This window comes from Burkholderia sp. BCC1047 (genome assembly GCF_902833155.1).
Lineage (GTDB): Bacteria > Pseudomonadota > Gammaproteobacteria > Burkholderiales > Burkholderiaceae > Burkholderia > Burkholderia sola.
On sequence record NZ_CADFEH010000007.1, the window covers coordinates 100,655 to 120,686 of the forward strand.

The following is a 20,032-nucleotide window of genomic DNA, read 5'->3' on the forward strand; positions in this document are numbered from 1 at the left end:
CATAGGTAGAATACGTTTTTAACCAGCTAACGAATCAACATGTCTGCCAGCGCAGTGAACGTGACTCCCGGGCGCAATGTCGTCGTCGTGGGAACGCAATGGGGTGATGAAGGCAAGGGCAAGATCGTCGACTGGCTGACGGACCACGCTCAGGGCGTCGTGCGTTTCCAGGGCGGTCACAACGCCGGCCACACCCTCATCATCGGCGGCAAGAAAACGATCTTGCGCCTCATTCCGTCGGGCATCATGCGTGAAGGCGTCGCCTGCTACATCGGCAACGGCGTCGTGCTGTCCCCCGAAGCACTGTTCAAGGAAATCGGCGAGCTTGAAGAAGCCGGCGTGAACGTGCGCGACCGTCTGTTCATCTCCGAAGCCACGACGCTGATCCTGCCGTACCACATCGCGATCGACCAGGCGCGCGAAGCGCGCAAGGGCGCGGGCAAGATCGGCACGACCGGCCGCGGCATCGGCCCCGCGTACGAAGACAAGGTCGGCCGCCGCGCGCTGCGCGTGCAGGACCTGTTCGACGCGAAGACCTTCGCCGATCGTCTGCGCGAAAATCTCGATTTCCACAATTTCGTGCTGACCCAGTATCTGGGCGGCGCGGCCGTCGATTTTCAGGCCACGCTCGACACGATGCTCGGCTATGCCGACCGCCTGAAGCCGATGGTGGCCGATGTGTCGCGCCGTCTGTACGACGCGAACAACGCGGGCCAGAACCTGCTGTTCGAAGGCGCGCAAGGCACGCTGCTCGACATCGACCACGGCACCTATCCGTTCGTCACGTCGAGCAACTGCGTCGCGGGTGCGGCGTCGGCCGGCGCGGGCGTCGGTCCGCAGAAGCTCAACTACATCCTCGGCATCACGAAGGCGTATTGCACGCGCGTCGGCTCGGGCCCGTTCCCGAGCGAGCTGTACGATGCGGACAACCCGCAGCGTCAGGACCAGATCGGCGTCACGCTCGCGAACGTCGGCAAGGAATTCGGTTCGGTCACCGGCCGTCCGCGCCGCACCGGCTGGCTCGATGCGGCTGCGCTGCGTCGCTCGATCCAGATCAACGGCGTGTCGGGCCTGTGCATGACGAAGCTCGACGTGCTCGACGGCCTCGACGAAGTGAAGCTGTGCGTCGGCTACCGGGTCGACGGCAAGGACGTGGACATCCTGCCGCGCGGCGCGGTCGACGTCGCGCGTTGCGAGCCGGTGTACGAGACGTTCCCCGGCTGGAAGGAAAGCACCGTCGGGATCAATACGTGGGACGCGCTGCCGGCGAATGCGCAGGCCTACCTCGCCCGCGTCCAGGAAGTGGCTGGCGTGCCGGTCGACATGGTGTCGACGGGCCCGGACCGCGACGAAACGATCCTGCTCCGCCATCCGTTCAAGGTGTAATTGCCAGATGACGCAGCAAATCACGATGACGGCGGCAGACTTGATGACCGATCCGCGCAACGACGACAAGAATCTGTGGGTAGGCTGGGACGAGTATCACCGTCTGATCGAGCTGCTCGCGCTCCAGGTGCATGCGTCGGGCTGGAAGTTCGACCAGATCCTGTGCCTCGCGCGCGGCGGCCTGCGCGTCGGCGACCAGCTGTCGCGCATCTATGACGTGCCGCTCGCGATCCTCGCGACGAGCTCGTACCGGGAAGCGGCCGGCACCGAGCAGGGCGAGCTCGACATCGCGCAGTACATCACGATGACGCGCGGCCATCTCGCGGGCAACGTGCTGCTGGTCGACGATCTCGTCGATTCGGGCGTCACGCTCGCGCGCGTGCAGGAGCACCTGAAGGAGCGCTATCCGGCGGTCACGGCCGTGCGTTCGGCCGTGCTCTGGTACAAGGGTTGCTCGAAGGTCAAGCCGGACTATCACACGCAGTTCCTGCCCACGAATCCGTGGATTCATCAGCCGTTCGAGGAGTGGGACACCGTGCGTCCGCACAACCTCGAGGCGTGGATCAAGCGCGGTCGCGCGCAGCGCGACGGTTCGGGCGCATAAGCGGCCGGCCGATCGAAGGAAAGCCTTGTACGGCGCCGCTTGCGGCGCCGTTTTTCGTTGGCGCGCGCGGTGCGCCACGCGGTGCGCGTTGCGCACCCGATAGGCAGGCGGCGCGGCCCCGGCTATGATGGCAGCCCTGCCACAGCTCGCGTCGGATTGCATGCGCAGCGTGGATCGCGTGGTTCCACGGCAACACGGCAGGGCGGTGTTTCACGGGGGCGCGAGTAGAATAGCGCTCGTTTTGTCCGACCCGGACCCGATTATTACGCTTCATATGAACGACACGACTCACGCGACCGACGCCGCACACGCGCCGCATTCGACGCAACAACACTCGATGCGGGCGCTAGCGATAGCAGCCATCGGCGTCGTGTTCGGCGACATCGGCACCAGCCCGTTGTATTCGCTCAAGGAGGCGTTCAGCCCCGCGCACGGCATCCCGCTGACCGAAGGGTCGATTCTCGGCGTGATTTCGCTGCTGTTCTGGGCGATCGTGCTGGTGGTCGGCGTCAAGTACCTGCTGTTCGTGATGCGGGCGGACAACAACGGCGAAGGCGGCGTGCTCGCGCTGATGGCGCTGTCACTGCGGCCGCTCGATTCCAAAACCCGGGTCGCGGGCGCGCTGATGGCGCTCGGGATATTCGGCGCGTGCATGTTCTACGGGGACGCGGTGATCACGCCGGCGATCTCGGTGATGTCGGCCGTCGAAGGTCTGGAGATCGCGACGCCGCACCTGTCCCATCTCGTGCTGCCGATCACGATCGTGATCCTGATCGCGCTGTTCTGGATCCAGCGGCACGGCACCGCGCTGGTCGGCAAGCTGTTCGGCCCGATCATGGTGCTGTGGTTCGTCGTGATCGCGGCGCTCGGCGTGTACCACATCGTGCGCGTGCCGGGCATCATCGCGGCAATCAATCCGTATTACGCGGCGTCGTTCATGGCCGACCACCTGCTGCAGGCGTACGTCGTGCTCGGCTCGGTCGTGCTGGTGCTGACCGGCGCGGAAGCGCTCTACGCGGACATGGGGCACTTCGGCGCAAAGCCGATCCGGTACGCCGCGTACGGGCTCGTGATGCCGTCGCTCGTGCTGAACTACTTCGGCCAGGGCGCGCTGCTGATCCAGAATCCGAAGGCGATCGAAAACCCGTTCTTCCTGCTGGCGCCCGAATGGGGGCTGCTGCCGCTCGTCGTGCTGTCGACGGTCGCGACCGTGATCGCGTCGCAAGCGGTGATCTCGGGTGCGTATTCGTTGACGTCGCAGGCGATCCAGCTCGGCTACGTGCCGCGCATGAAGGTGCTGCATACGTCCGAACTCGCGATCGGCCAGATCTACGTGCCGGTCGTGAACTGGCTGCTGCTGGCCGTGATCCTCTGTATCGTCGTCGGCTTCAAGAGCTCCGACAACCTCGCGGCCGCGTACGGCATCGCGGTGACGGCGACGATGGTGATCACGACCGTGCTCGCGTGCGTCGTGATGGTCAAGGTGTGGAACTGGAACCGGCTGCTGGTCGGTGCGATCATCACCGTGTTCCTCGCGATCGACCTCGGCTTTTTCGGCGCGAACCTGCTGAAGGTCGCGCAGGGCGGCTGGCTGCCGCTCGGCATCGGCGCGCTGTTGTTCTTCCTGTTGATGACCTGGTACAAGGGGCGTCACATCGTCAAGGAACGCACGGCGGCCGACGGTATCCCGCTCGAGCCGTTCCTGCAAGGGCTGCTCGCGCATCCGCCGCACCGCGTGTCGGGCACCGCGATCTACCTGACCGGCAACGACAAGCTCGTGCCCGTCAGCCTGCTGCACAACCTGAAGCACAACAAGGTGCTGCACGAACGGACCATTTTCCTGACGTTCGTCACGCGCGACATTCCGTACGTGCGCGACGACAAGCGCCTGAGTTCGCGCGATGCGAGCGGCGGGCTGTACATCGTCAAGGCCGAGTACGGCTTCAACGAGACGCCGGACGTGAAGGCCGTGCTCGAGGAATTCGGTCGCACGCACGACATGACGTTCGAACTGATGGACACGTCGTTCTTCCTCGCGCGCGAAACGGTGGTGCCGACGCATCTGCCGGGCATGTCGATCTGGCGCGAGCGCGTGTTCGCGTGGATGCATCAGAACGCGGCGAAGCCGACCGACTTCTTCTCGATTCCGGCGAACCGCGTCGTCGAGCTCGGCACCAAGATCGAGATCTGACGGGCGCGATGGGGCCGCCCATGCGGCGGCCCATGCCGAGCAGGCGACGCGTGTCGCCGAAGCAATAAAAAACCCGCCTTTCGGCGGGTTTTTTGTGCGTCGACGCTTCGCGTGCTCAGCGCTTCAGCTTCGCGAATGCGGCGGCCATCGCGCCGGCCGGTTCCGGCTCGCGCGAACGCTGCGGGCGGGCGGCGCCGCGGCCCGCGTTGCCGCGATCCTGGCCGCCGCGCGACGTCATGCCGGGCGCTGCCGCGTCGTCGTCGAGGCGCATCGTCAGCGCAATGCGCTGGCGCTTCACGTCGACGTCGATCACCTTCACCTTGACGACCTGGCCGGCCTTCACGACTTCGTGCGGGTCCTTGACGAACTTCGTCGACATCGCGGACACGTGGACGAGGCCGTCCTGGTGCACGCCGATATCCACGAACGCGCCGAACGCGGCGACGTTCGTCACGACGCCTTCGAGCGTCATGCCCGGCACGAGATCCGATACCTTCTCGACGCCTTCGCGGAACGTGGCCGTCTTGAATTCCGGGCGCGGATCGCGGCCCGGCTTCTCCAGTTCGGCCAGGATGTCGCGCACGGTCGGCAGGCCGAAACGTTCGTCAACAAATTCCGTCGGGGACAGGCCCGACAGCGCTTCGCGGTTGCCGAGCACGTCGTCGATGCGCTTGTTGATCTTCGCGAGCATCCGTTCGACGACCGGATACGCTTCCGGGTGCACCGACGAGCGGTCGAGCGGATTCTCGCCGCCGTTGATGCGCAGGAAGCCGGCGGCTTGTTCGAAGGTCTTGTCGCCGAGGCGCGGCACCTTGCGCAGGTGCTCGCGCGACGGGAACGGGCCGTTCGCATCGCGGTAGTCGACGATGTTGCGCGCGAGCGTCGCGTTCAGGCCCGACACGCGGGCGAGCAGCGGGGCCGACGCCGTGTTCGCGTCGACGCCGACCGCGTTCACGCAATCCTCGACGACCGCGTCGAGCGAGCGGGCGAGTTCGCGCTGGTTCACGTCGTGCTGGTACTGGCCGACGCCGATCGCCTTCGGCTCGATCTTCACGAGCTCGGCGAGCGGGTCCTGCAGGCGGCGGGCGATCGACACGGCGCCGCGCAGCGACACGTCGAGGTCCGGGAATTCCTTCGCGGCGAGCTCGGACGCCGAGTAGACCGACGCGCCGGCCTCGGACACGACGATCTTCTGCAGCCGCAGCTCCGGGTGTTTCGCGATCAGTTCGCTCGCGAGCTTGTCGGTTTCGCGCGATGCGGTGCCGTTGCCGATGCTGATCAGTTCGGCCTGCGTCTGCGCGGCGATGCGCGCGAGTTTCGCGATCGAGCCGTCCCAGTCGCGGCGCGGCTCGTGCGGGTAGATCGTATCGGTCGCGAGCACCTTCCCGGTGCGGTCGACGACCGCGACCTTCACGCCCGTGCGCAGGCCCGGGTCGAGGCCGATCACGGCCTTCGGGCCGGCCGGCGCGGCCAGCAGCAGGTCGTTCAGATTGCGTGCGAACACGCGGATTGCTTCGGTTTCGGCCGTTTCGCGCAGCTGCGTGAGCAGTTCGTTTTCGATATGCGGCTGCACCTTCACGCGCCAGCACCAGCGGCAGACGTCGGACAGCCATTTGTCGGCCGGACGGTTCTGGTTCGCGATGCCGAAATGGCGCGCGATCATCGCCTCGCCCGGATGCGGCACCTGCGCGTCGAGTTCCTCGCCGAGGCCGAGCTTGATCGTCAGCACGCCCGCGTTGCGGCCGCGGAACAGCGCGAGCGCGCGGTGCGACGGCACGGTCTTGATCGTTTCCGCGTAGTCGTAATAGTCGCGGAATTTCTCGCCTTCCTCGTTTTCCTTGCCCTCGACGACGGCCGACGACACGACGCCCTGGCTGTGCAGGTAGTCGCGCAGCTTGCCGAGCAGCTCCGCCGTCTCGCCGAACTGCTCGGACAGGATGTCGCGCGCGCCATCGAGCGCCGCTTTCACGTCGGCGACGCCCTTGTCGGCGTCGACATACGCGGCCGCCTCGGCCTGCGGGTCGAGCAGCGGGTTCGCGAGCAGCGCGTGCGCGAGCGGCTCGAGGCCGGCCTCGCGGGCGATCTGCGCCCGGGTGCGGCGCTTCGGCTTATACGGCAGATAAAGGTCCTCGAGCACCTGCTTGCTGTCGGCCGCATCGATCGCGGCGCGCAGTTCGTCGGTCAGCTTGCCCTGTTCGTCGATGCTCGACAGGATCGCGGCGCGGCGATCCTCGAGCTCGCGCAGGTACAGGAGGCGTTCCTCGAGGTTGCGCAGCTGCGTGTCGTCCAGGTTGCCGGTCACTTCCTTGCGGTACCGGGCAATGAACGGAACGGTCGAGCCTTCGTCGAGGAGTTGCACGGCCGCCGCGACCTGGCGCGGCTGGACGGACAGTTCGGTGGCGATGCGCTGTACGATCTTGAGTGCTACGGTTTCCGTCATGTCGTGGATGGTCTGTCTGCCTGCTGAAATCGCGGTGCGGGCCGGCAGGCCCGAAGCGGCGGGCTGCTCGGCGGGCCCGGCGGGCCAGAGGCCGCGGGTGAATGAAGCGGGGCATTTTGCCATAAATGGCGGAGCGTCCAGCCGGGGGTGATAGAATTTGACACATGTCCCGCAGCTTTCCTACGACGTTGCCAACTTCCCGTATTTCTCTCGTCGCGCTCGGCGCAGCGCTCGCCGCGGCTTTGTCTGCCGGGCCTTCCGGTGCATTCGCGCAGGCCTCGGACGCCGCCGCGTCCGCGCCCGTTGCCGCCTCCGCCGCCCCGGATTTCGACGCCCGTCAAAAAGTGCTCAATCAACGCTCCGCGGAAAACGATTATCGTTATGCGGTGGCGGAGCATGAGTGCTACAGCAAATTCTTCGTCAATCACTGTCTGGGCAAGGCGCGCGACCAGATGCGCGAGGAGCGCGCGAGCATCCGCCAGGAGCAGCTCGCGCTCAACGACGAGCAGCGCGCGGTGCGGGCGCAGCAGCGCGACCAGCAGCAGGCGCTGAAGCAGGCCCAGAACGCGGCGGAAGCGCCGCAGCGGGCGGCGAACGACGCGGCCAACGCGGCTGCATTCCGCGACAAGCAGGAGCAGAATGCACTGAAGCAGGCGCAGCGCGGCGCGGAAGGGCCGCAACGCGCGGCGAGCAAGCAGGCATACGACCAGAAGCAGGCGGATTTCCAGCGCAAGCTCGACCAGGCGCACCAGCAGGCCGCGCAGAAGGCGCAGGAGCGGGCGGACAACGCCACGCGCTACGAGCAGAAGCAGAAGGAAGCCGCGCAGCACAAGGCCGATGTCGAGCGGCGTCAGCAGGAAGCGGCCCAGAAGGCCAAGCAGCAGCAACAGCAGGGGCAGTAACGTGTTGAATTGATCGGGATCAGTCTCGGGCGCGTCGGCACGCCAGTCGTCGCGCTGCTTCGATGAGGAGGCAAGTATGCAAAACCGTCACACGGAACAGCAGCAGGAATTGCACAACCGTTTGGCTGCATTGCAGGAGCAGCACCAGCAGCTCGCTCGGGAGATCGAGCTGAAGGAAGGACACTCCGACATCGACGACATCACGCTGCACCGGCTGAAGAAGGAAAAGCTGGCGGCCAAGGACAAAATCATTTTGCTGCAATCGCAGCTCGAACCGGATAAGCGCGCCTGAGCGCGGCCTGGCAAGCGCCGGCGCCGCCCGGGCGCTGGACACAGGAACGCTTGCCTTGAATTCACCGCTTGAAGCCACCCCCGATGCCCGGCGTGACACGACGTCCGCCGGGCGCGCTCGTGCGCCCGAAGGCACCTTCGAGCTGAGCCGTAAGCGCGTCGACGAACTCGACACGATCTTCGGCGTTGGCGGGTTGCTGGCGCGCGCGCTCGACGGCTATCGGCCGCGTACGTCGCAGATCGAGATGGCGCGCGCGGTCGCGTCCGCGATGGAAGCGTCGGCACGCCGGATGCCCGAGCCCGAGATCTTCGAAACCCGCAAGCGGCCGGCGCGCCGCCTGGGCGACGCCGACAAGCCGGGCGGGCCGGCCGCGGAGGATGCGGCGGCAACCGAATCCGACAGCGACGCCGGCGACAACACGCTGATCGTCGAGGCCGGCACGGGTACCGGCAAGACCTACGCGTATCTGGTGCCCGCGATGCTGTGGGGCGGCAAGGTGATCGTGTCGACCGGCACGAAGCACCTGCAGGACCAGCTGTTCCAGCGCGATATCCCCACCGTGCGCAACGCGCTCGCGGTGCCGGTGACGGTCGCGATGCTCAAGGGCCGCGCCAACTACCTGTGCCACTACTACCTGCAGCGCACGGCCGACAACGGCCGGCTGCCGTCGCGGCAAGATACCGCTTATCTGCAGGAAATCGTCCGCTTCGCGAAAATCACGAAGAGCGGCGACAAGGCCGAACTCGCGAGCGTGCCGGAAAACGCGCCCGTGTGGTCGATGGTCACGTCGACGCGCGACAACTGCCTCGGCCAGGAATGCCCGCACTACAAGGAATGCTTCGTGATGCAGGCGCGGCGCGAGGCCCAGCAGGCCGACGTCGTCGTCGTCAACCATCACCTGTTCTTCGCGGACATCATGCTGCGCGACACGGGGATGGCCGAACTGCTGCCGAACGCGAACACGATCATCTTCGACGAAGCGCACCAGTTGCCGGAGACGGCGACGCTGTTCTTCGGCGAGACGCTGTCGACGACGCAGATCCTCGAGCTCGCGCGCGACACGGTGGCCGAAGGCCTGAGCCATGCGCGCGACGCGGTCGAGTGGGTGAAGCTCGGCGGCGATCTCGAGCGCGCGGCGCGCGACTTGCGCCTCGCGTTCGCGAACGACCAGATCGTGCGCATGTCGCTCGCGCAGCTCGGCGACGATCACCCGATGTTCGGTGCGCTCGACGCGCTCGACGCTGCGCTCGATGCGCTCGCATCGGCGCTCGCGGGCCAGGCAGAGCGCGCGGAATCGCTCGGTGCGTGCCTGCGGCGGGCCCGCGAGCTGCAGGACCTGCTGGCCGGCTGGGTCGCGCCCGGCGCGGCGGAAGCAGCCGCGCAGGCCGATGCGTCGGTGGCCGGCGACAAGGCGGCCGCCGACGGCGATCCGAACGAGAAGGTGCGCTGGGTCGAGGTGTTCGCGCATACCGTGCAGCTGCACGAAACGCCGCTGTCGGTCGCGCCGATTTTCGCGAAGCAGCGGGCGGGCGTGCCGCGCGCATGGGTGTTTACGTCGGCCACGTTGTCGGTGCGCGGCGATTTCACGCACTACGCGGCGCAGATGGGCCTCAGTTCGCGTCGTTCGATGACGCTCGCGAGCCCGTTCGATTACCAGTCGCAGGGGCTGCTGTACGTGCCGCGCAACCTGCCGCAGCCGTCGTCGCCGGCGTTTACCGATGCCGTCTTCGATGCCGCGCTGCCGGCGATCGAGGCATCTGGCGGCGGCGTGTTCATGCTGTGCACGACGCTGCGCGCGGTCGACCGGATCGCGTCGAAGCTGCGCGACGTGATCGAATCGCGCGGCTGGAACATGCCGCTGCTCGTGCAGGGCGACGCCAGCCGCACCGAGTTGCTCGACCGCTTTCGCGCGTACGGCAATGCGATCCTGGTCGGCAGTCAGAGTTTCTGGGAAGGCGTCGACGTGCGCGGCGATGCGTTGTCGCTGGTCGTGATCGACAAGCTGCCGTTCGCGCCGCCGGACGATCCGGTGCTGGCCGCGCGGCTCGATGCATTGACGAAGAAGGGGCTGAGCCCGTTCGCCGTGCACCAGTTGCCGCAGGCCGTGATCACGCTGAAGCAGGGCGCGGGCCGGCTGATTCGGGCGGAGACGGATCGCGGCGTGCTGATGATCTGCGACACGCGGCTCGTCGACAAGCCGTACGGGCGCCGGATCTGGCAAAGCCTGCCGCCGTTCAAGCGCACGCGCGAGATCGCGGTCGTGCAGGATTTCTTCGACGAGCGCCGCTCCGACAAGGGCGCGTGACGCACGCGCGGCGCATGCCGCGCGAACGCCCCGGCGCCGCCCGAATGCGGCGCCAATAAAAAACCCGGCTCGATGGCCGGGTTTTTTGCGTGCGCAACGGATGTTACATCGCGCCGTGCGTCAGAACTGCCACCATGACTTCTTCGTGCCGGGGCGCGAATGGCCGGTCACGTACGGGCTGTCGGGGAACGTGCCGGCGAGCACGCGCTTGGTGTCCTCGGCGAGTTCCGGCTGGTTCAGCTTGCCGTACGACAGGATCATGATGTGCAGCGCATCCTCGATCGCCGGCGCGCCCTTGTAGTCCTTGATCGCGAGCTGCGCGCGGTTGATGGCCGCGACATACGCGCCACGCCGGTAGTAGTAGTCGGCCGCGTGCACTTCGTGCGATGCGAGCGCGTTGACGATGTAGCGCATCCGTGCAGCCGCGTCGGGCGCGTACTTGCTCTTCGGGAAGCGGTCGACGACGACCTTGAACGCATCGTACGATTCGCGCAGCGCCTGTGGATCGCGCTCGCTCATGTCCTGGCCGGAGAAGCGCCCGAACAGGCCGAGATCGTCGTTGAAGTGGATCATCCCCTTCAGGTAGTACGCGTACGGGATGTCCGGATGATCGGGGTGGAGCTGGATGAAGCGATCGACGGCCTGGTCGGCGGCTGCCGCTTCGTTGTCCTTCCAGTTGCAGTAGGCAACGTTGATCTGCGCCTGTTGCGCGAAATGGCCGAACGGATCGCGGCCTTGCAGCGATTCGAAATATTTCGCGCACTTGCCCCAGTCGCCGCCGGACAGTGCGTCCTGGGCCTCTGAGTATAATTTGTTGTTCGACCAGGTAGCCGTCTCGTCCTGCTTCTGCGGCAAGCCGTGGCAGCCGGCGATGAGGGCCGCGGCCGCTACCGCCGCAGCCCGGGCGGCGACGGTTCTGGCCGTGCGTTTGGTCGAATTCATCATGCTCGCATGTCCTAGCTTCAAGTCTCGGTGACCCAGTCTAAATGACCCGTTCAAGTTCGCAGAATGCCCAGCCGGGCACACCAAATCGCGAAGATTATAGCCCAAGCGATCGGCCCGCCGACGCTGCGTCGGGGGATTCCCTCGATGACGATCTGGCCGGCGACGCATTGCAGCCGCCCGTGGTGCCGTCCGCGGCGCGCGACGACGCGCCGCGTATCGTCGAAGTGCCGCTGTCGCTCGCGGGCGAACGCCTCGACAAGGCGCTTGCCCAACTGTTCCCCGAATTCTCGCGCAGCCGCCTGCAGAGCTGGATCGACGCGCAGCGCGTGCTCGTCGACGGCGCGCCGGCGAAGATCCGTCAGCCGGTGCCGCTCGGCGCGAAGATCCAGCTCGTGCCCGATCTGCTGCCCGAGCAGCTCGCGTTCACGCCGGAGCCGGTGCCGCTCGACGTGATCTACGAGGACGACGCGCTCGTCGTCATCAACAAGCCCGCCGGCCTCGTCGTCCATCCGGCCGCCGGCAACTGGAGCGGCACGATCCTCAACGGTCTGCTGCATCGTTATGGCGACGCGGCGGCCGGCCTGCCGCGCGCGGGGATCGTCCACCGGCTCGACAAGGAAACCTCCGGCCTGATGGTGGTCGCCCGCACGCTGGCCGCGCAGACGGACCTCGTGCGCCAACTGCAGGCCCGCACGGTGAAGCGCCGTTATTTCGCGCTGGTGTGGGGCACGATGCCCGAGGAGGGCACGATCGACGCGCCGATCGGCCGCGACCCGCGCGAGCGCACGCGCATGGCTGTCGTCACCGGCGCGTCGGGCAAGCCCGCGCGTACGCATTTCCGAACGGTTGACACATGCCTGTGGCAACGTCAGCCGGTATCGGCGATTCAGTGCGATCTCGAGACCGGCCGCACGCACCAGATCCGCGTGCACTGCGCGCACGCCGGGCACCCGCTGCTCGGCGATCCCGTCTACGGGCGCGCGCGCGGCAAGCGCTCGGTCGCGCCGCTGCCGGACGGGTTCGCGCGACAGGCGCTGCATGCGTGGCGGCTCGGCCTCGTGCATCCGGTCACGGGCAAGGCGATGCAGTGGCGCTGCCCGCTGCCGGACGACATGAACGCACTGGTCGCGGCGCTCGGCTTCGGGCAGGGCGACGAGGAATTCGACGACGACGACGGTGTCTACGACGATGACGATTTCGGCGGCGAGTATCACGACGACGAGCCGTACCTGGACGATGAGGAGGAGTGAGTGTCGATGACGAACCTGGCGCCGTTGACGTGGCAGGACTGCGTGCGGCCCGACTGGCGGGTATCGCCGCGCGTGCGCGCGCTGATCACGACGCGCGACGGCGGTGTGAGCGAAGGCCCGTACGGGCGTTGGCGGGACGGTGCCGCGCTGCCGGGCGGAATGAATCTCGGCCTGCATACCGGTGACGATCCCGACCATGTCGCCGTCAATCGCGCGCGCGTGCTCGCCCTCGCCGGCCAGTCGGGCGCCGCGTGGCTCGAGCAGGTTCACGGCGCGCAGATCGTGCAGGCGGACGAGGTGATCGCCGCGGCGCCCGCTGCAACGGCGCCGGTGCGGGCCGACGCGAGCGTCACGAACCGGCCAGGCGCCGTCTGCGTGGTGATGGTGGCCGATTGCCTGCCCGTGCTGCTGTGCGACGCGCAGGGCCGCGCGGTCGGCGCCGCGCATGCAGGCTGGCGCGGGCTTGCGGCGGGCATCGTCGAGCAGACGGCCGCGCGCGTCGCGGCGCTCGCGGGCGGCGCGATCGACGCGCTGCATGCGTATCTCGGTCCGGCGATCGGTCCGCAGGCGTTTGAGGTCGGCGCCGACGTGCGCGACGCGTTTCTCGACACGGCTCCGCAGTCGGAGCATGATGAAACCCGTCATGCGTTCGTCGCGATCGACGGCGCGCCCGGCAAGTTTCTGGCCGACCTCTACGCGCTTGCGCGCCTGCGCCTCGCGCGTGCGGGCGTGGCGCACGTGAGCGGCGGGACGGCGTGCACGGTCGCCGAACGCGCGCGCTTCTATTCGTACCGGCGCGACCGCGTGACGGGCCGCATGGCCGCGGCAATCTGGCTGGCCGATTGACGGCATGCGCATGCGCGCGTGGTTTTGTTGCGCCGCGAAATCAGGTTATCTCGATATTGAGGCGACAATGCGGCGTTGCATGCGCGACTGAATGAAAAATCCCGAGGTCAAGCCGGAAAAAATGTTTTATGTTTTGCCGGAACCCTTGTCCCGTCTGTCGTGCACGGATTATCTCCGTGCTGAAATGTTCAGTGGTTTGACCGTGCGCTTCACATGGGGGAAAACGATAATGATAAAAATACCGCACTGCGGCAGAATCTGGAGACGCCTCTCCAGAGCATGACGGCCCGGCTCGCAGCCGGCACGCCGCGCGCGAGCAGGATTTCACGATTGACGCTCACGAATCACCGGTAAGGCAGGTAATGACAGCATCGAAAAATTCGTCGACGTCCGCGCATGCGGGCACTTCCGCGGGCAGCGCCGGTGTCGATCCGGCCGCCCAGCCGATGCAGCAGATGTTCGAGTCGTGGTTGAACGCGTGGCGCGGTTTTGCCGATCCGGCGCGTGCCGCGACGGTATCGGCCTCCGTCAATCCGTTCGCGACATTCCAGTTTCCGACGTCGTTTCCGTTCCAGATGCCGTCGATGCCCGACTTCGGCGCGATGGCGTCGCCGTTCGCGGGGCTGAAGCTGCCGGTGGCCGCGATTCCGCCGGAACGGCTCCAGGCATTGCAGGCCGATTACGCGCGCGACTGCATGACGCTGATGCAGCAGGCGGCCGCCGCGAAGCTCGAGTCGCCGGAATTGAAAGACCGCCGCTTCAGCGGCGACGCGTGGAAGGCGTCGCCCGCGCATGCGTTCGCGGCCGCCTGGTATCTGCTCAACGCGCGCTATCTGCAAGAACTGGCCGACGCGCTGCAGACCGATCCGAAGACGCGCGAGCGCATCCGTTTCACGGTCCAGCAATGGACGGCCGCCGCCGCGCCGAGCAACTTCCTCGCACTCAATCCCGACGCACAGAAATCGATCCTCGAAACGCACGGCGAAAGCCTGCGGCAGGGGATGATGAATCTGCTCGGCGACTTGCAGCGCGGCAAGATTTCGCAGACCGACGAATCGCAGTTCGTGGTCGGCAAGAACCTTGGGTGTACCGAAGGCGCGGTCGTGTACGAGAACGACCTGATCCAGCTGATCCAGTACACGCCGAAGACGGACAAGGTGTTCGAGCGGCCGCTGCTGATCGTCCCGCCGTGCATCAACAAGTTCTACATCCTCGACCTGCAACCCGAGAATTCGCTCGTCGCGCACGCGCTGTCGAGCGGCCATCAGGTGTTCCTCGTGTCGTGGCGCAATGCGGACGCATCGGTCGCGCACAAGACGTGGGACGACTACATGAACGAAGGGCTGCTCGCGGCGATCGACGCGGTGCAGCAGGTCAGCGGCCGCGAACAGATCAACACGCTCGGCTTCTGCGTCGGCGGCACGATGCTCGCGACCGCGCTCGCGGTGCTCGCCGCGCGCGGCGAACATCCGGCCGCATCGATGACGCTGCTCACCGCGATGCTCGACTTCACCGATACGGGCATCCTCGACGTGTTCGTCGACGAGGCGCACGTGCAGATGCGCGAGCAGACCATCGGCGGCAAGAACGGGGCGCAACCGGGGCTGATGCGCGGCGTCGAGTTCGCGAACACGTTCTCGTTCCTGCGGCCGAACGATCTCGTGTGGAACTACGTCGTCGACAACTACCTGAAGGGCCGCACGCCCGCGCCGTTCGACCTGCTGTACTGGAACAGCGACTCGACGAGCCTGCCGGGCCCGATGTACGCGTGGTACTTGCGCCATACCTATCTCGAAAACAAGCTGCGCGAACCGGGCGCGCTGACTGTATGCGGCGAATCGGTCGACCTGTCGCTGATCGACGTGCCGACCTTCATCTACGGTTCGCGCGAGGATCACATCGTGCCGTGGCAGACGGCCTACGCGTCGACGTCGATCCTGTCGGGGCCGCTGAAGTTCGTGCTCGGTGCATCGGGGCACATCGCGGGCGTGATCAATCCGCCGGCGAAGAAGAAACGCAGCTACTGGATCAACGACGACCTGCCCGAATCCGCGGACGACTGGTTCGCCGCGGCGACCGAGCAGCCGGGAAGCTGGTGGACGACGTGGGTCGAGTGGCTCGACGCGTACGGCGGCCGCAAGGTCGCGCCGCCGGCCCAGCCGGGTTCCGCGCAATTCCCGGTGATCGAGCCGGCGCCCGGGCGCTACGTATTGCAGCGCGATTGACGAAAACCGGACAGCGGCGCACGCTGTCCGGCGCACCGCAGTTTTTTTAACAGGGCCGGTAACGATGCGCCGTGTCGTGCGGGCCTGGAGGAAAGGGAAATGACGGATGTAGTGATCGTATCGGCCGCGCGGACCGCGGTCGGCAAATTCGGCGGCTCGCTCGCGAAGATTGCGGCGCCGGAACTGGGCGCGACGGTGATCCGCGCGGTGCTGGAGCGTGCGGGCGTGAAGCCCGACCAGGTCAGCGAAGTGATCATGGGCCAGGTGCTGACGGCCGGCTCGGGGCAGAACCCGGCGCGGCAGTCGCTGATCAAGGCCGGGCTGCCGAGCGCGGTGCCGGGCATGACGATCAACAAGGTGTGCGGCTCGGGCCTGAAGGCCGTGATGCTGGCGGCGAACGCGATCGTCGCGGGCGACGCGGAGATCGTGATCGCGGGCGGCCAGGAGAACATGAGCGCGGCGCCGCACGTGCTGCCGGGCTCGCGCGACGGGTTCCGGATGGGCGACGCGAAGCTGGTCGACACGATGATCGTCGACGGGCTGTGGGACGTGTACAACCAGTACCACATGGGCATCACGGCGGAGAACGTCGCGAAGGAATACGGGATCACGCGCGAAGAGCAGGACGCGTTCGCGGCGCTGTCGCAGAACAAGGCGGAAGCCGCGCAGAAGGCCGGGCGCTTCGACGACGAGATCGTGCCGGTGTCGATCCCGCAACGCAAGGGCGAGCCGCTGCAGTTCGCGACCGACGAGTTCGTGCGGCACGGCGTGACGGCGGAGTCGCTGGCCGGGCTGAAGCCGGCGTTCGCGAAGGATGGCTCGGTGACGGCGGCGAACGCGTCGGGGCTGAACGACGGCGCGGCGGCGGTGCTGGTGATGTCGGCGCAGAAGGCGGCGGCGCTGGGCCTGACGCCGCTGGCGCGGATCAAGGCGTACGCGAACGCGGGCGTGGATCCGAGCGTGATGGGCATGGGCCCGGTGCCGGCGTCGCGCCGGGCGCTGGAGCGCGCGGGCTGGACGCCGGGCGACCTGGACCTGATGGAGATCAACGAAGCGTTCGCGGCGCAGGCGCTGGCGGTGCACAAGCAGATGGGCTGGGACACGTCGAAGGTGAACGTGAACGGCGGGGCGATCGCGATCGGCCACCCGATCGGCGCGTCGGGCTGCCGGATCCTGGTGACGCTGCTGCACGAGATGGTCAAGCGCGACGCGAAGCGCGGGCTGGCGTCGCTGTGCATCGGCGGCGGGATGGGCGTCGCGCTCGCGGTCGAGCGTCCGTGACCGGCCGTCCGTAACCGGCTCTCCGTCACCGGCCGTTCGCCACTGGCGAACCGAATTCGTGCGCCGGCCGATTGCGGCTTCGGCCGGCGTCACGTGAAGTCAGAGGGGGCTCCGGCAGCTCTCGAAACCAAAAAATGGAGTGAGATTTATGTCTCAGCGAATTGCGTACGTAACGGGCGGGATGGGCGGCATCGGCACCAGCATCTGCCAGCGCCTGTCGAAAGACGGCTTCAAGGTGGTCGCAGGTTGTGGCCCGAACTCGCCGCGCCGGGTGAAATGGCTCGAGGACCAGAAGGCGCTCGGGTACGACTTCATCGCGTCGGAAGGCAACGTCGGCGACTGGGACTCGACCAAGGAAGCGTTCGACAAGGTCAAGGCCGAAGTCGGCGAGATCGACGTGCTGGTCAACAACGCGGGCATCACGCGCGACGTCGTGTTCCGCAAGATGACGCATGAAGACTGGACGGCCGTGATCGACACCAACCTGACGAGCCTGTTCAACGTGACGAAGCAGGTGATCGACGGCATGGTCGAACGTGGCTGGGGCCGCATCATCAACATTTCGTCGGTGAACGGCCAGAAGGGGCAATTCGGCCAGACCAACTACTCGACCGCGAAGGCCGGTATTCACGGCTTCACGATGTCGCTCGCGCAGGAAGTCGCGACGAAGGGCGTGACGGTCAACACCGTGTCGCCGGGCTACATCGGCACCGACATGGTGAAGGCGATCCGTCCGGACGTGCTGGAGAAGATCGTCGCGACGATTCCGGTGCGGCGTCTCGGCGGCCCGGAGGAAATCGGCTCGATCGTCGCGTGGCTCGCGTCGAACGATTCCGGCTTCGCGACGGGCGCCGACTTCTCGCTGAACGGCGGCCTGCACATGGGCTGAGCGTCCGGGCTGCGCGAGCCGGACGGCCGCGCAGCCGGGCGTTTTCCGAAGGCCCCCGCCTCCCGGATTCGGGCGGCGGGGATTCGTCACTTGCGCTACGCTGCACTCAAAGGCGTTACATGACTACTACAAAGAAGACGGCCGAACGGCTCATCAAGAAATACCCGAACCGCCGGCTCTACGATACCGAGACAAGCACGTACATTACGCTGACCGACGTGAAGCAACTCGTGCTGGAGCAGGAGGATTTCAAGGTCGTCGATGCGAAATCCAATGAAGACCTGACGCGCAGCATCCTCTTGCAGATCATCCTCGAAGAGGAAAGCGGTGGCGTGCCGATGTTCTCGTCGTCGATGCTGTCGCAGATCATCCGTTTCTACGGTCATGCGATGCAGGGCATGATGGGCACGTACCTGGAAAAGAACATCCAGGCATTCATCGACATCCAGAACAAGCTCGCGGATCAATCGAAGAACCTCTACGAAGGTAACGCGATGAATCCGGAAGTCTGGTCGCAGTTCATGAACATGCAGGCGCCGATGATGCAAGGGATGATGACCAGCTACATCGAGCAGTCGAAGAACATGTTCGTGCAGATGCAGGAGCAGATGCAGAACCAGGCGAAGTCGATGTTCAGCACGTTCCCGTTCAAGCAGCCGGGCGCGCCGGAGCCCGAAAAGAAGTAAGCGGCGAGCCGGCGTGGACGCGCAAAGTGTCGCGCCGGCATCGTGCGGGACGGCCGTTTGGGACGACCCATTCGGGACGGCAACGGGCCGCGTCGCGGAACGATTGTTCGCACGGCGGCATCGCACGCGCGTGCATGGGCGTCGTCGTGCCGTAGCGCCTCAGTGCAAATAAAACGCACAAGGCCGACCGGCAAAGCCTGGTCGGCCGAATATCAGATAAAGCGCTGATTGTAAAAGATGCCGATGGCCGGAATTTCGGCCGGCTTATCGAACTGCAAAGCGGCTTGCCGCCGATCCGTTCGAGCAGTTATTTCCGTAAATAAAGAGATTTCTATTTTCGGAAAATGCCGAGTAGATGATCGGGAAAACTTCCTTGGCGCTGAACGAGTAAATGCCATCGTTGATGGATACGAGGAGGTTGCCGCTCGTATCGGTTTCGATCTTGTCGATCTTGCCTGCCTTGCAAAGCGATTCCGCGGACGCGTACGAGGATGCAGCAAGCGTCATGGCGCAAACGAGGGTGGCCGCGAGTTTTCTCATGGTCTTTCCTTGGTGAATGAGTGGATTGCTGGGGTTGTGATGCGGGTCATGCACGGTTCAGTATTGGCTGGCCGAATAGGTGCCGATGTCTGATCGACGTGAAATGTATCGGAGATTAATCGGGTGTTGAATGGGGATGGCGGATTTGGAAATGGTTTTTTTGGATTGTTGAGTGTTTTGAATTATTCTGGTGAATTGTGTTGTGCTGGAGGGTGAGGGCTGGGAATAAAGGGGGGGTGAGGATAAATAGATCCGCCGATTATTTTTGGTTGATGATTTTTTGTTGTGGCGTCGCTTGCGGTTATTTTTATTTATTTCTCTATTTTTATTTGATTGGCCGGATTTTTTTGAAAATGAGATGCGGTACACGTGCAGCATCGCTGCAGCCAGAGCGAGGATGGGCGGGCGGTGCGGTTTGTCAGTACCGCGGTGAGGGCGGTCGATGGTGGGAAGATTCGCCCGGTGCCGTTCTGCGAGGCGCTGGCGCAGGCATGCGATAACGGCGGTGTGCAGGCTGCGTGCGTGAGGGGGCGGTCGATAGCGATAGTGACGCGCCCGCGCCGACAACCGGCTGGCCGCCACTCGATGTGGCGTTGCGGCTGATCGGCGATGGCGACGATGCGGTCTGGTTCAAACGGTGCCTGACGGCACCGACGTATTCGAAGTGCGCATCGGATCGAGTACGGGCCCGCTTTGGCGGGCGTTTTGCGATTTCGTCACGGGATGGGAAGCGTCACGACTCGGGATCGAATCCGTTTTCGCCATCCGGCGGCGGCAGATCCAGAACGAGCTTGACCGCGCTGTAGTTGGCCTTGAGCGAAAACACGCGGCCGATCACGAGAAACGTCTGCCGGGAATTTTCGAGCTCGACGAAATCGCCGGGCTGCGGCACGTGGGCACCCTGGTCGTAGGAGAAGCTGGTGCTGGTCTGCTCACCGATGGCTTCTGCGGCGTGTTCGGTGAATTCGATCGTGATGTGGGTGGTCATGCGAATCCCGTTGAGTGGATGGAAGAGAGCGATGGCTTCGATTTTCGCATAGCGGCGCCGCGAATCCGTGCCGATTTTTGTGCGATACGCTTGACCACAGCTTCACATCTCCGGATGTGCGTGTGCTCTTTCGCGACAAGCTCCGCGTTACCCAACAGCAGAACGCCCCCCGGCAGTGTCAGGCCGATCTTCTTCTGATGCTCAATTTTCTCGTCGCATCAGGATGTCCGTTGAATGCGTCGTCGGCGACGGGCAGGCTGTC

17 protein-coding genes are annotated in these 20,032 nt (G+C 65.7%); 12 read left to right on the top strand and 5 right to left on the bottom strand.

The annotated features are described in order from the left end of the window. Nucleotides 1–39: 39 nt before the first annotated feature. The 3 genes from HWX55_RS10260 to HWX55_RS10270 all read left to right on the top strand — a co-directional run bounded on the left by HWX55_RS10260 (nucleotide 40) and on the right by HWX55_RS10270 (nucleotide 4,181). Nucleotides 40–1,386, top strand: coding sequence for an adenylosuccinate synthase (locus HWX55_RS10260; protein ID WP_050013186.1), 1,347 nt, complete (start codon nucleotides 40–42; stop codon nucleotides 1,384–1,386). A gap of 7 nt (nucleotides 1,387–1,393) precedes the next feature. After that, entirely contained in the window at nucleotides 1,394–1,990 is a 597-nt protein-coding gene (locus HWX55_RS10265; RefSeq protein ID WP_006478688.1) for a phosphoribosyltransferase, read from the top strand. Nucleotides 1,991–2,264: 274 nt separating this feature from the next. Beyond that, on the top strand, nucleotides 2,265–4,181 hold the full coding sequence (locus tag HWX55_RS10270) for a potassium transporter Kup (RefSeq protein WP_050013185.1): 1,917 nt from the start codon (nucleotides 2,265–2,267) through the stop codon (nucleotides 4,179–4,181). Nucleotides 4,182–4,296: 115 nt separating this feature from the next. Here the strand turns inward: HWX55_RS10270 and HWX55_RS10275 are convergent, their stop codons facing one another. Continuing rightward, complete coding sequence (locus HWX55_RS10275) at nucleotides 4,297–6,621, bottom strand: Tex family protein (protein ID WP_124637690.1); 2,325 nt, start codon at nucleotides 6,619–6,621, stop codon at nucleotides 4,297–4,299. Nucleotides 6,622–6,785: 164 nt separating this feature from the next. On the opposite strand from HWX55_RS10275, the gene HWX55_RS10280 reads away from it, so the two are divergent. The 3 genes from HWX55_RS10280 (at nucleotide 6,786) to HWX55_RS10290 (ending at nucleotide 10,120) form a co-directional block, all read left to right on the top strand. After that, nucleotides 6,786–7,523 carry a hypothetical protein gene (locus HWX55_RS10280; protein ID WP_175975503.1) on the top strand — a complete coding sequence of 246 codons (738 nt, stop codon included), beginning with the start codon at nucleotides 6,786–6,788 and terminating at the stop codon, nucleotides 7,521–7,523. A gap of 76 nt (nucleotides 7,524–7,599) precedes the next feature. Next, nucleotides 7,600–7,815 carry a YdcH family protein gene (locus tag HWX55_RS10285; protein WP_006478692.1) on the top strand — a complete coding sequence of 72 codons (216 nt, stop codon included), beginning with the start codon at nucleotides 7,600–7,602 and terminating at the stop codon, nucleotides 7,813–7,815. Nucleotides 7,816–7,870: 55 nt separating this feature from the next. Next, nucleotides 7,871–10,120 (top strand): ATP-dependent DNA helicase, encoded by a 2,250-nt coding sequence (locus HWX55_RS10290; protein WP_175975504.1) that lies wholly within the window; start codon nucleotides 7,871–7,873, stop codon nucleotides 10,118–10,120. Nucleotides 10,121–10,240: 120 nt separating this feature from the next. Here HWX55_RS10290 and HWX55_RS10295 read toward each other — a convergent pair whose 3' ends face one another. Then, on the bottom strand, nucleotides 10,241–11,065 hold the full coding sequence (locus tag HWX55_RS10295) for an outer membrane protein assembly factor BamD (RefSeq protein ID WP_046545840.1): 825 nt from the start codon (nucleotides 11,063–11,065) through the stop codon (nucleotides 10,241–10,243). Between the two features lie 41 nt (nucleotides 11,066–11,106). Here HWX55_RS10295 and HWX55_RS10300 point away from each other — a divergent pair, with 41 nt between their 5' ends. The 6 genes from HWX55_RS10300 to phaR all read left to right on the top strand — a co-directional run bounded on the left by HWX55_RS10300 (nucleotide 11,107) and on the right by phaR (nucleotide 18,242). Next, nucleotides 11,107–12,315 (top strand): RluA family pseudouridine synthase, encoded by a 1,209-nt coding sequence (locus HWX55_RS10300; protein ID WP_175975505.1) that lies wholly within the window; start codon nucleotides 11,107–11,109, stop codon nucleotides 12,313–12,315. A 6-nt stretch (nucleotides 12,316–12,321) separates the two neighbouring features. Further along, nucleotides 12,322–13,161 (top strand): peptidoglycan editing factor PgeF, encoded by an 840-nt coding sequence (gene pgeF / locus HWX55_RS10305; RefSeq protein WP_175975506.1) that lies wholly within the window; start codon nucleotides 12,322–12,324, stop codon nucleotides 13,159–13,161. Nucleotides 13,162–13,523: 362 nt separating this feature from the next. Next, nucleotides 13,524–15,386 (top strand): class I poly(R)-hydroxyalkanoic acid synthase, encoded by a 1,863-nt coding sequence (gene phaC, locus HWX55_RS10310; RefSeq protein ID WP_175975507.1) that lies wholly within the window; start codon nucleotides 13,524–13,526, stop codon nucleotides 15,384–15,386. Nucleotides 15,387–15,485: 99 nt separating this feature from the next. Then, the gene (locus HWX55_RS10315; protein ID WP_069620830.1) at nucleotides 15,486–16,667 is read left to right on the top strand and encodes an acetyl-CoA C-acetyltransferase; all 1,182 of its coding nucleotides are present in this window, start codon (nucleotides 15,486–15,488) and stop codon (nucleotides 16,665–16,667) included. Between the two features lie 148 nt (nucleotides 16,668–16,815). Then, complete coding sequence (locus HWX55_RS10320; protein ID WP_006491801.1) at nucleotides 16,816–17,556, top strand: 3-ketoacyl-ACP reductase; 741 nt, start codon at nucleotides 16,816–16,818, stop codon at nucleotides 17,554–17,556. 119 nt (nucleotides 17,557–17,675) lie between these two features. Next, complete coding sequence (phaR, locus tag HWX55_RS10325) at nucleotides 17,676–18,242, top strand: polyhydroxyalkanoate synthesis repressor PhaR (RefSeq protein WP_011549704.1); 567 nt, start codon at nucleotides 17,676–17,678, stop codon at nucleotides 18,240–18,242. 264 nt (nucleotides 18,243–18,506) lie between these two features. Here the strand turns inward: phaR and HWX55_RS10330 are convergent, their stop codons facing one another. The 3 genes from HWX55_RS10330 to HWX55_RS10340 all read right to left on the bottom strand — a co-directional run bounded on the left by HWX55_RS10330 (nucleotide 18,507) and on the right by HWX55_RS10340 (nucleotide 19,770). Beyond that, a complete protein-coding gene (locus tag HWX55_RS10330; RefSeq protein WP_089435108.1) occupies nucleotides 18,507–18,782 on the bottom strand; it encodes a hypothetical protein in 276 nt (91 codons plus the stop codon). A 57-nt stretch (nucleotides 18,783–18,839) separates the two neighbouring features. Then, entirely contained in the window at nucleotides 18,840–19,364 is a 525-nt protein-coding gene (locus tag HWX55_RS10335; RefSeq protein ID WP_175975508.1) for a hypothetical protein, read from the bottom strand. A 151-nt stretch (nucleotides 19,365–19,515) separates the two neighbouring features. Further along, nucleotides 19,516–19,770, bottom strand: a complete 255-nt coding sequence (locus tag HWX55_RS10340) for a hypothetical protein (RefSeq protein ID WP_124593055.1) — start codon at nucleotides 19,768–19,770, stop codon at nucleotides 19,516–19,518. Nucleotides 19,771–20,032 lie beyond the last annotated feature (262 nt).

What these genes read in the sequence shown, in the direction of transcription:
- HWX55_RS10330 (WP_089435108.1), bottom strand. Translation starts at nt 18,782, where the DNA reads ATGAGAAAACTCGCGGCCACCCTCGTTTGCGCCATGACGCTTGCTGCA.
- HWX55_RS10275 (WP_124637690.1), bottom strand. Translation starts at nt 6,621, where the DNA reads ATGACGGAAACCGTAGCACTCAAGATCGTACAGCGCATCGCCACCGAA.
- HWX55_RS10340 (WP_124593055.1), bottom strand. Translation starts at nt 19,770, where the DNA reads ATGACCACCCACATCACGATCGAATTCACCGAACACGCCGCAGAAGCC.
- phaR (WP_011549704.1), top strand. Translation starts at nt 17,676, where the DNA reads ATGACTACTACAAAGAAGACGGCCGAACGGCTCATCAAGAAATACCCG.
- HWX55_RS10285 (WP_006478692.1), top strand. Translation starts at nt 7,600, where the DNA reads ATGCAAAACCGTCACACGGAACAGCAGCAGGAATTGCACAACCGTTTG.
- HWX55_RS10315 (WP_069620830.1), top strand. Translation starts at nt 15,486, where the DNA reads ATGACGGATGTAGTGATCGTATCGGCCGCGCGGACCGCGGTCGGCAAA.
- pgeF (WP_175975506.1), top strand. Translation starts at nt 12,322, where the DNA reads ATGACGAACCTGGCGCCGTTGACGTGGCAGGACTGCGTGCGGCCCGAC.
- HWX55_RS10320 (WP_006491801.1), top strand. Translation starts at nt 16,816, where the DNA reads ATGTCTCAGCGAATTGCGTACGTAACGGGCGGGATGGGCGGCATCGGC.
- HWX55_RS10265 (WP_006478688.1), top strand. Translation starts at nt 1,394, where the DNA reads ATGACGCAGCAAATCACGATGACGGCGGCAGACTTGATGACCGATCCG.
- HWX55_RS10260 (WP_050013186.1), top strand. Translation starts at nt 40, where the DNA reads ATGTCTGCCAGCGCAGTGAACGTGACTCCCGGGCGCAATGTCGTCGTC.
- phaC (WP_175975507.1), top strand. Translation starts at nt 13,524, where the DNA reads ATGACAGCATCGAAAAATTCGTCGACGTCCGCGCATGCGGGCACTTCC.
- HWX55_RS10295 (WP_046545840.1), bottom strand. Translation starts at nt 11,065, where the DNA reads ATGATGAATTCGACCAAACGCACGGCCAGAACCGTCGCCGCCCGGGCT.
- HWX55_RS10280 (WP_175975503.1), top strand. Translation starts at nt 6,786, where the DNA reads ATGTCCCGCAGCTTTCCTACGACGTTGCCAACTTCCCGTATTTCTCTC.
- HWX55_RS10300 (WP_175975505.1), top strand. Translation starts at nt 11,107, where the DNA reads ATGACCCGTTCAAGTTCGCAGAATGCCCAGCCGGGCACACCAAATCGC.
- HWX55_RS10270 (WP_050013185.1), top strand. Translation starts at nt 2,265, where the DNA reads ATGAACGACACGACTCACGCGACCGACGCCGCACACGCGCCGCATTCG.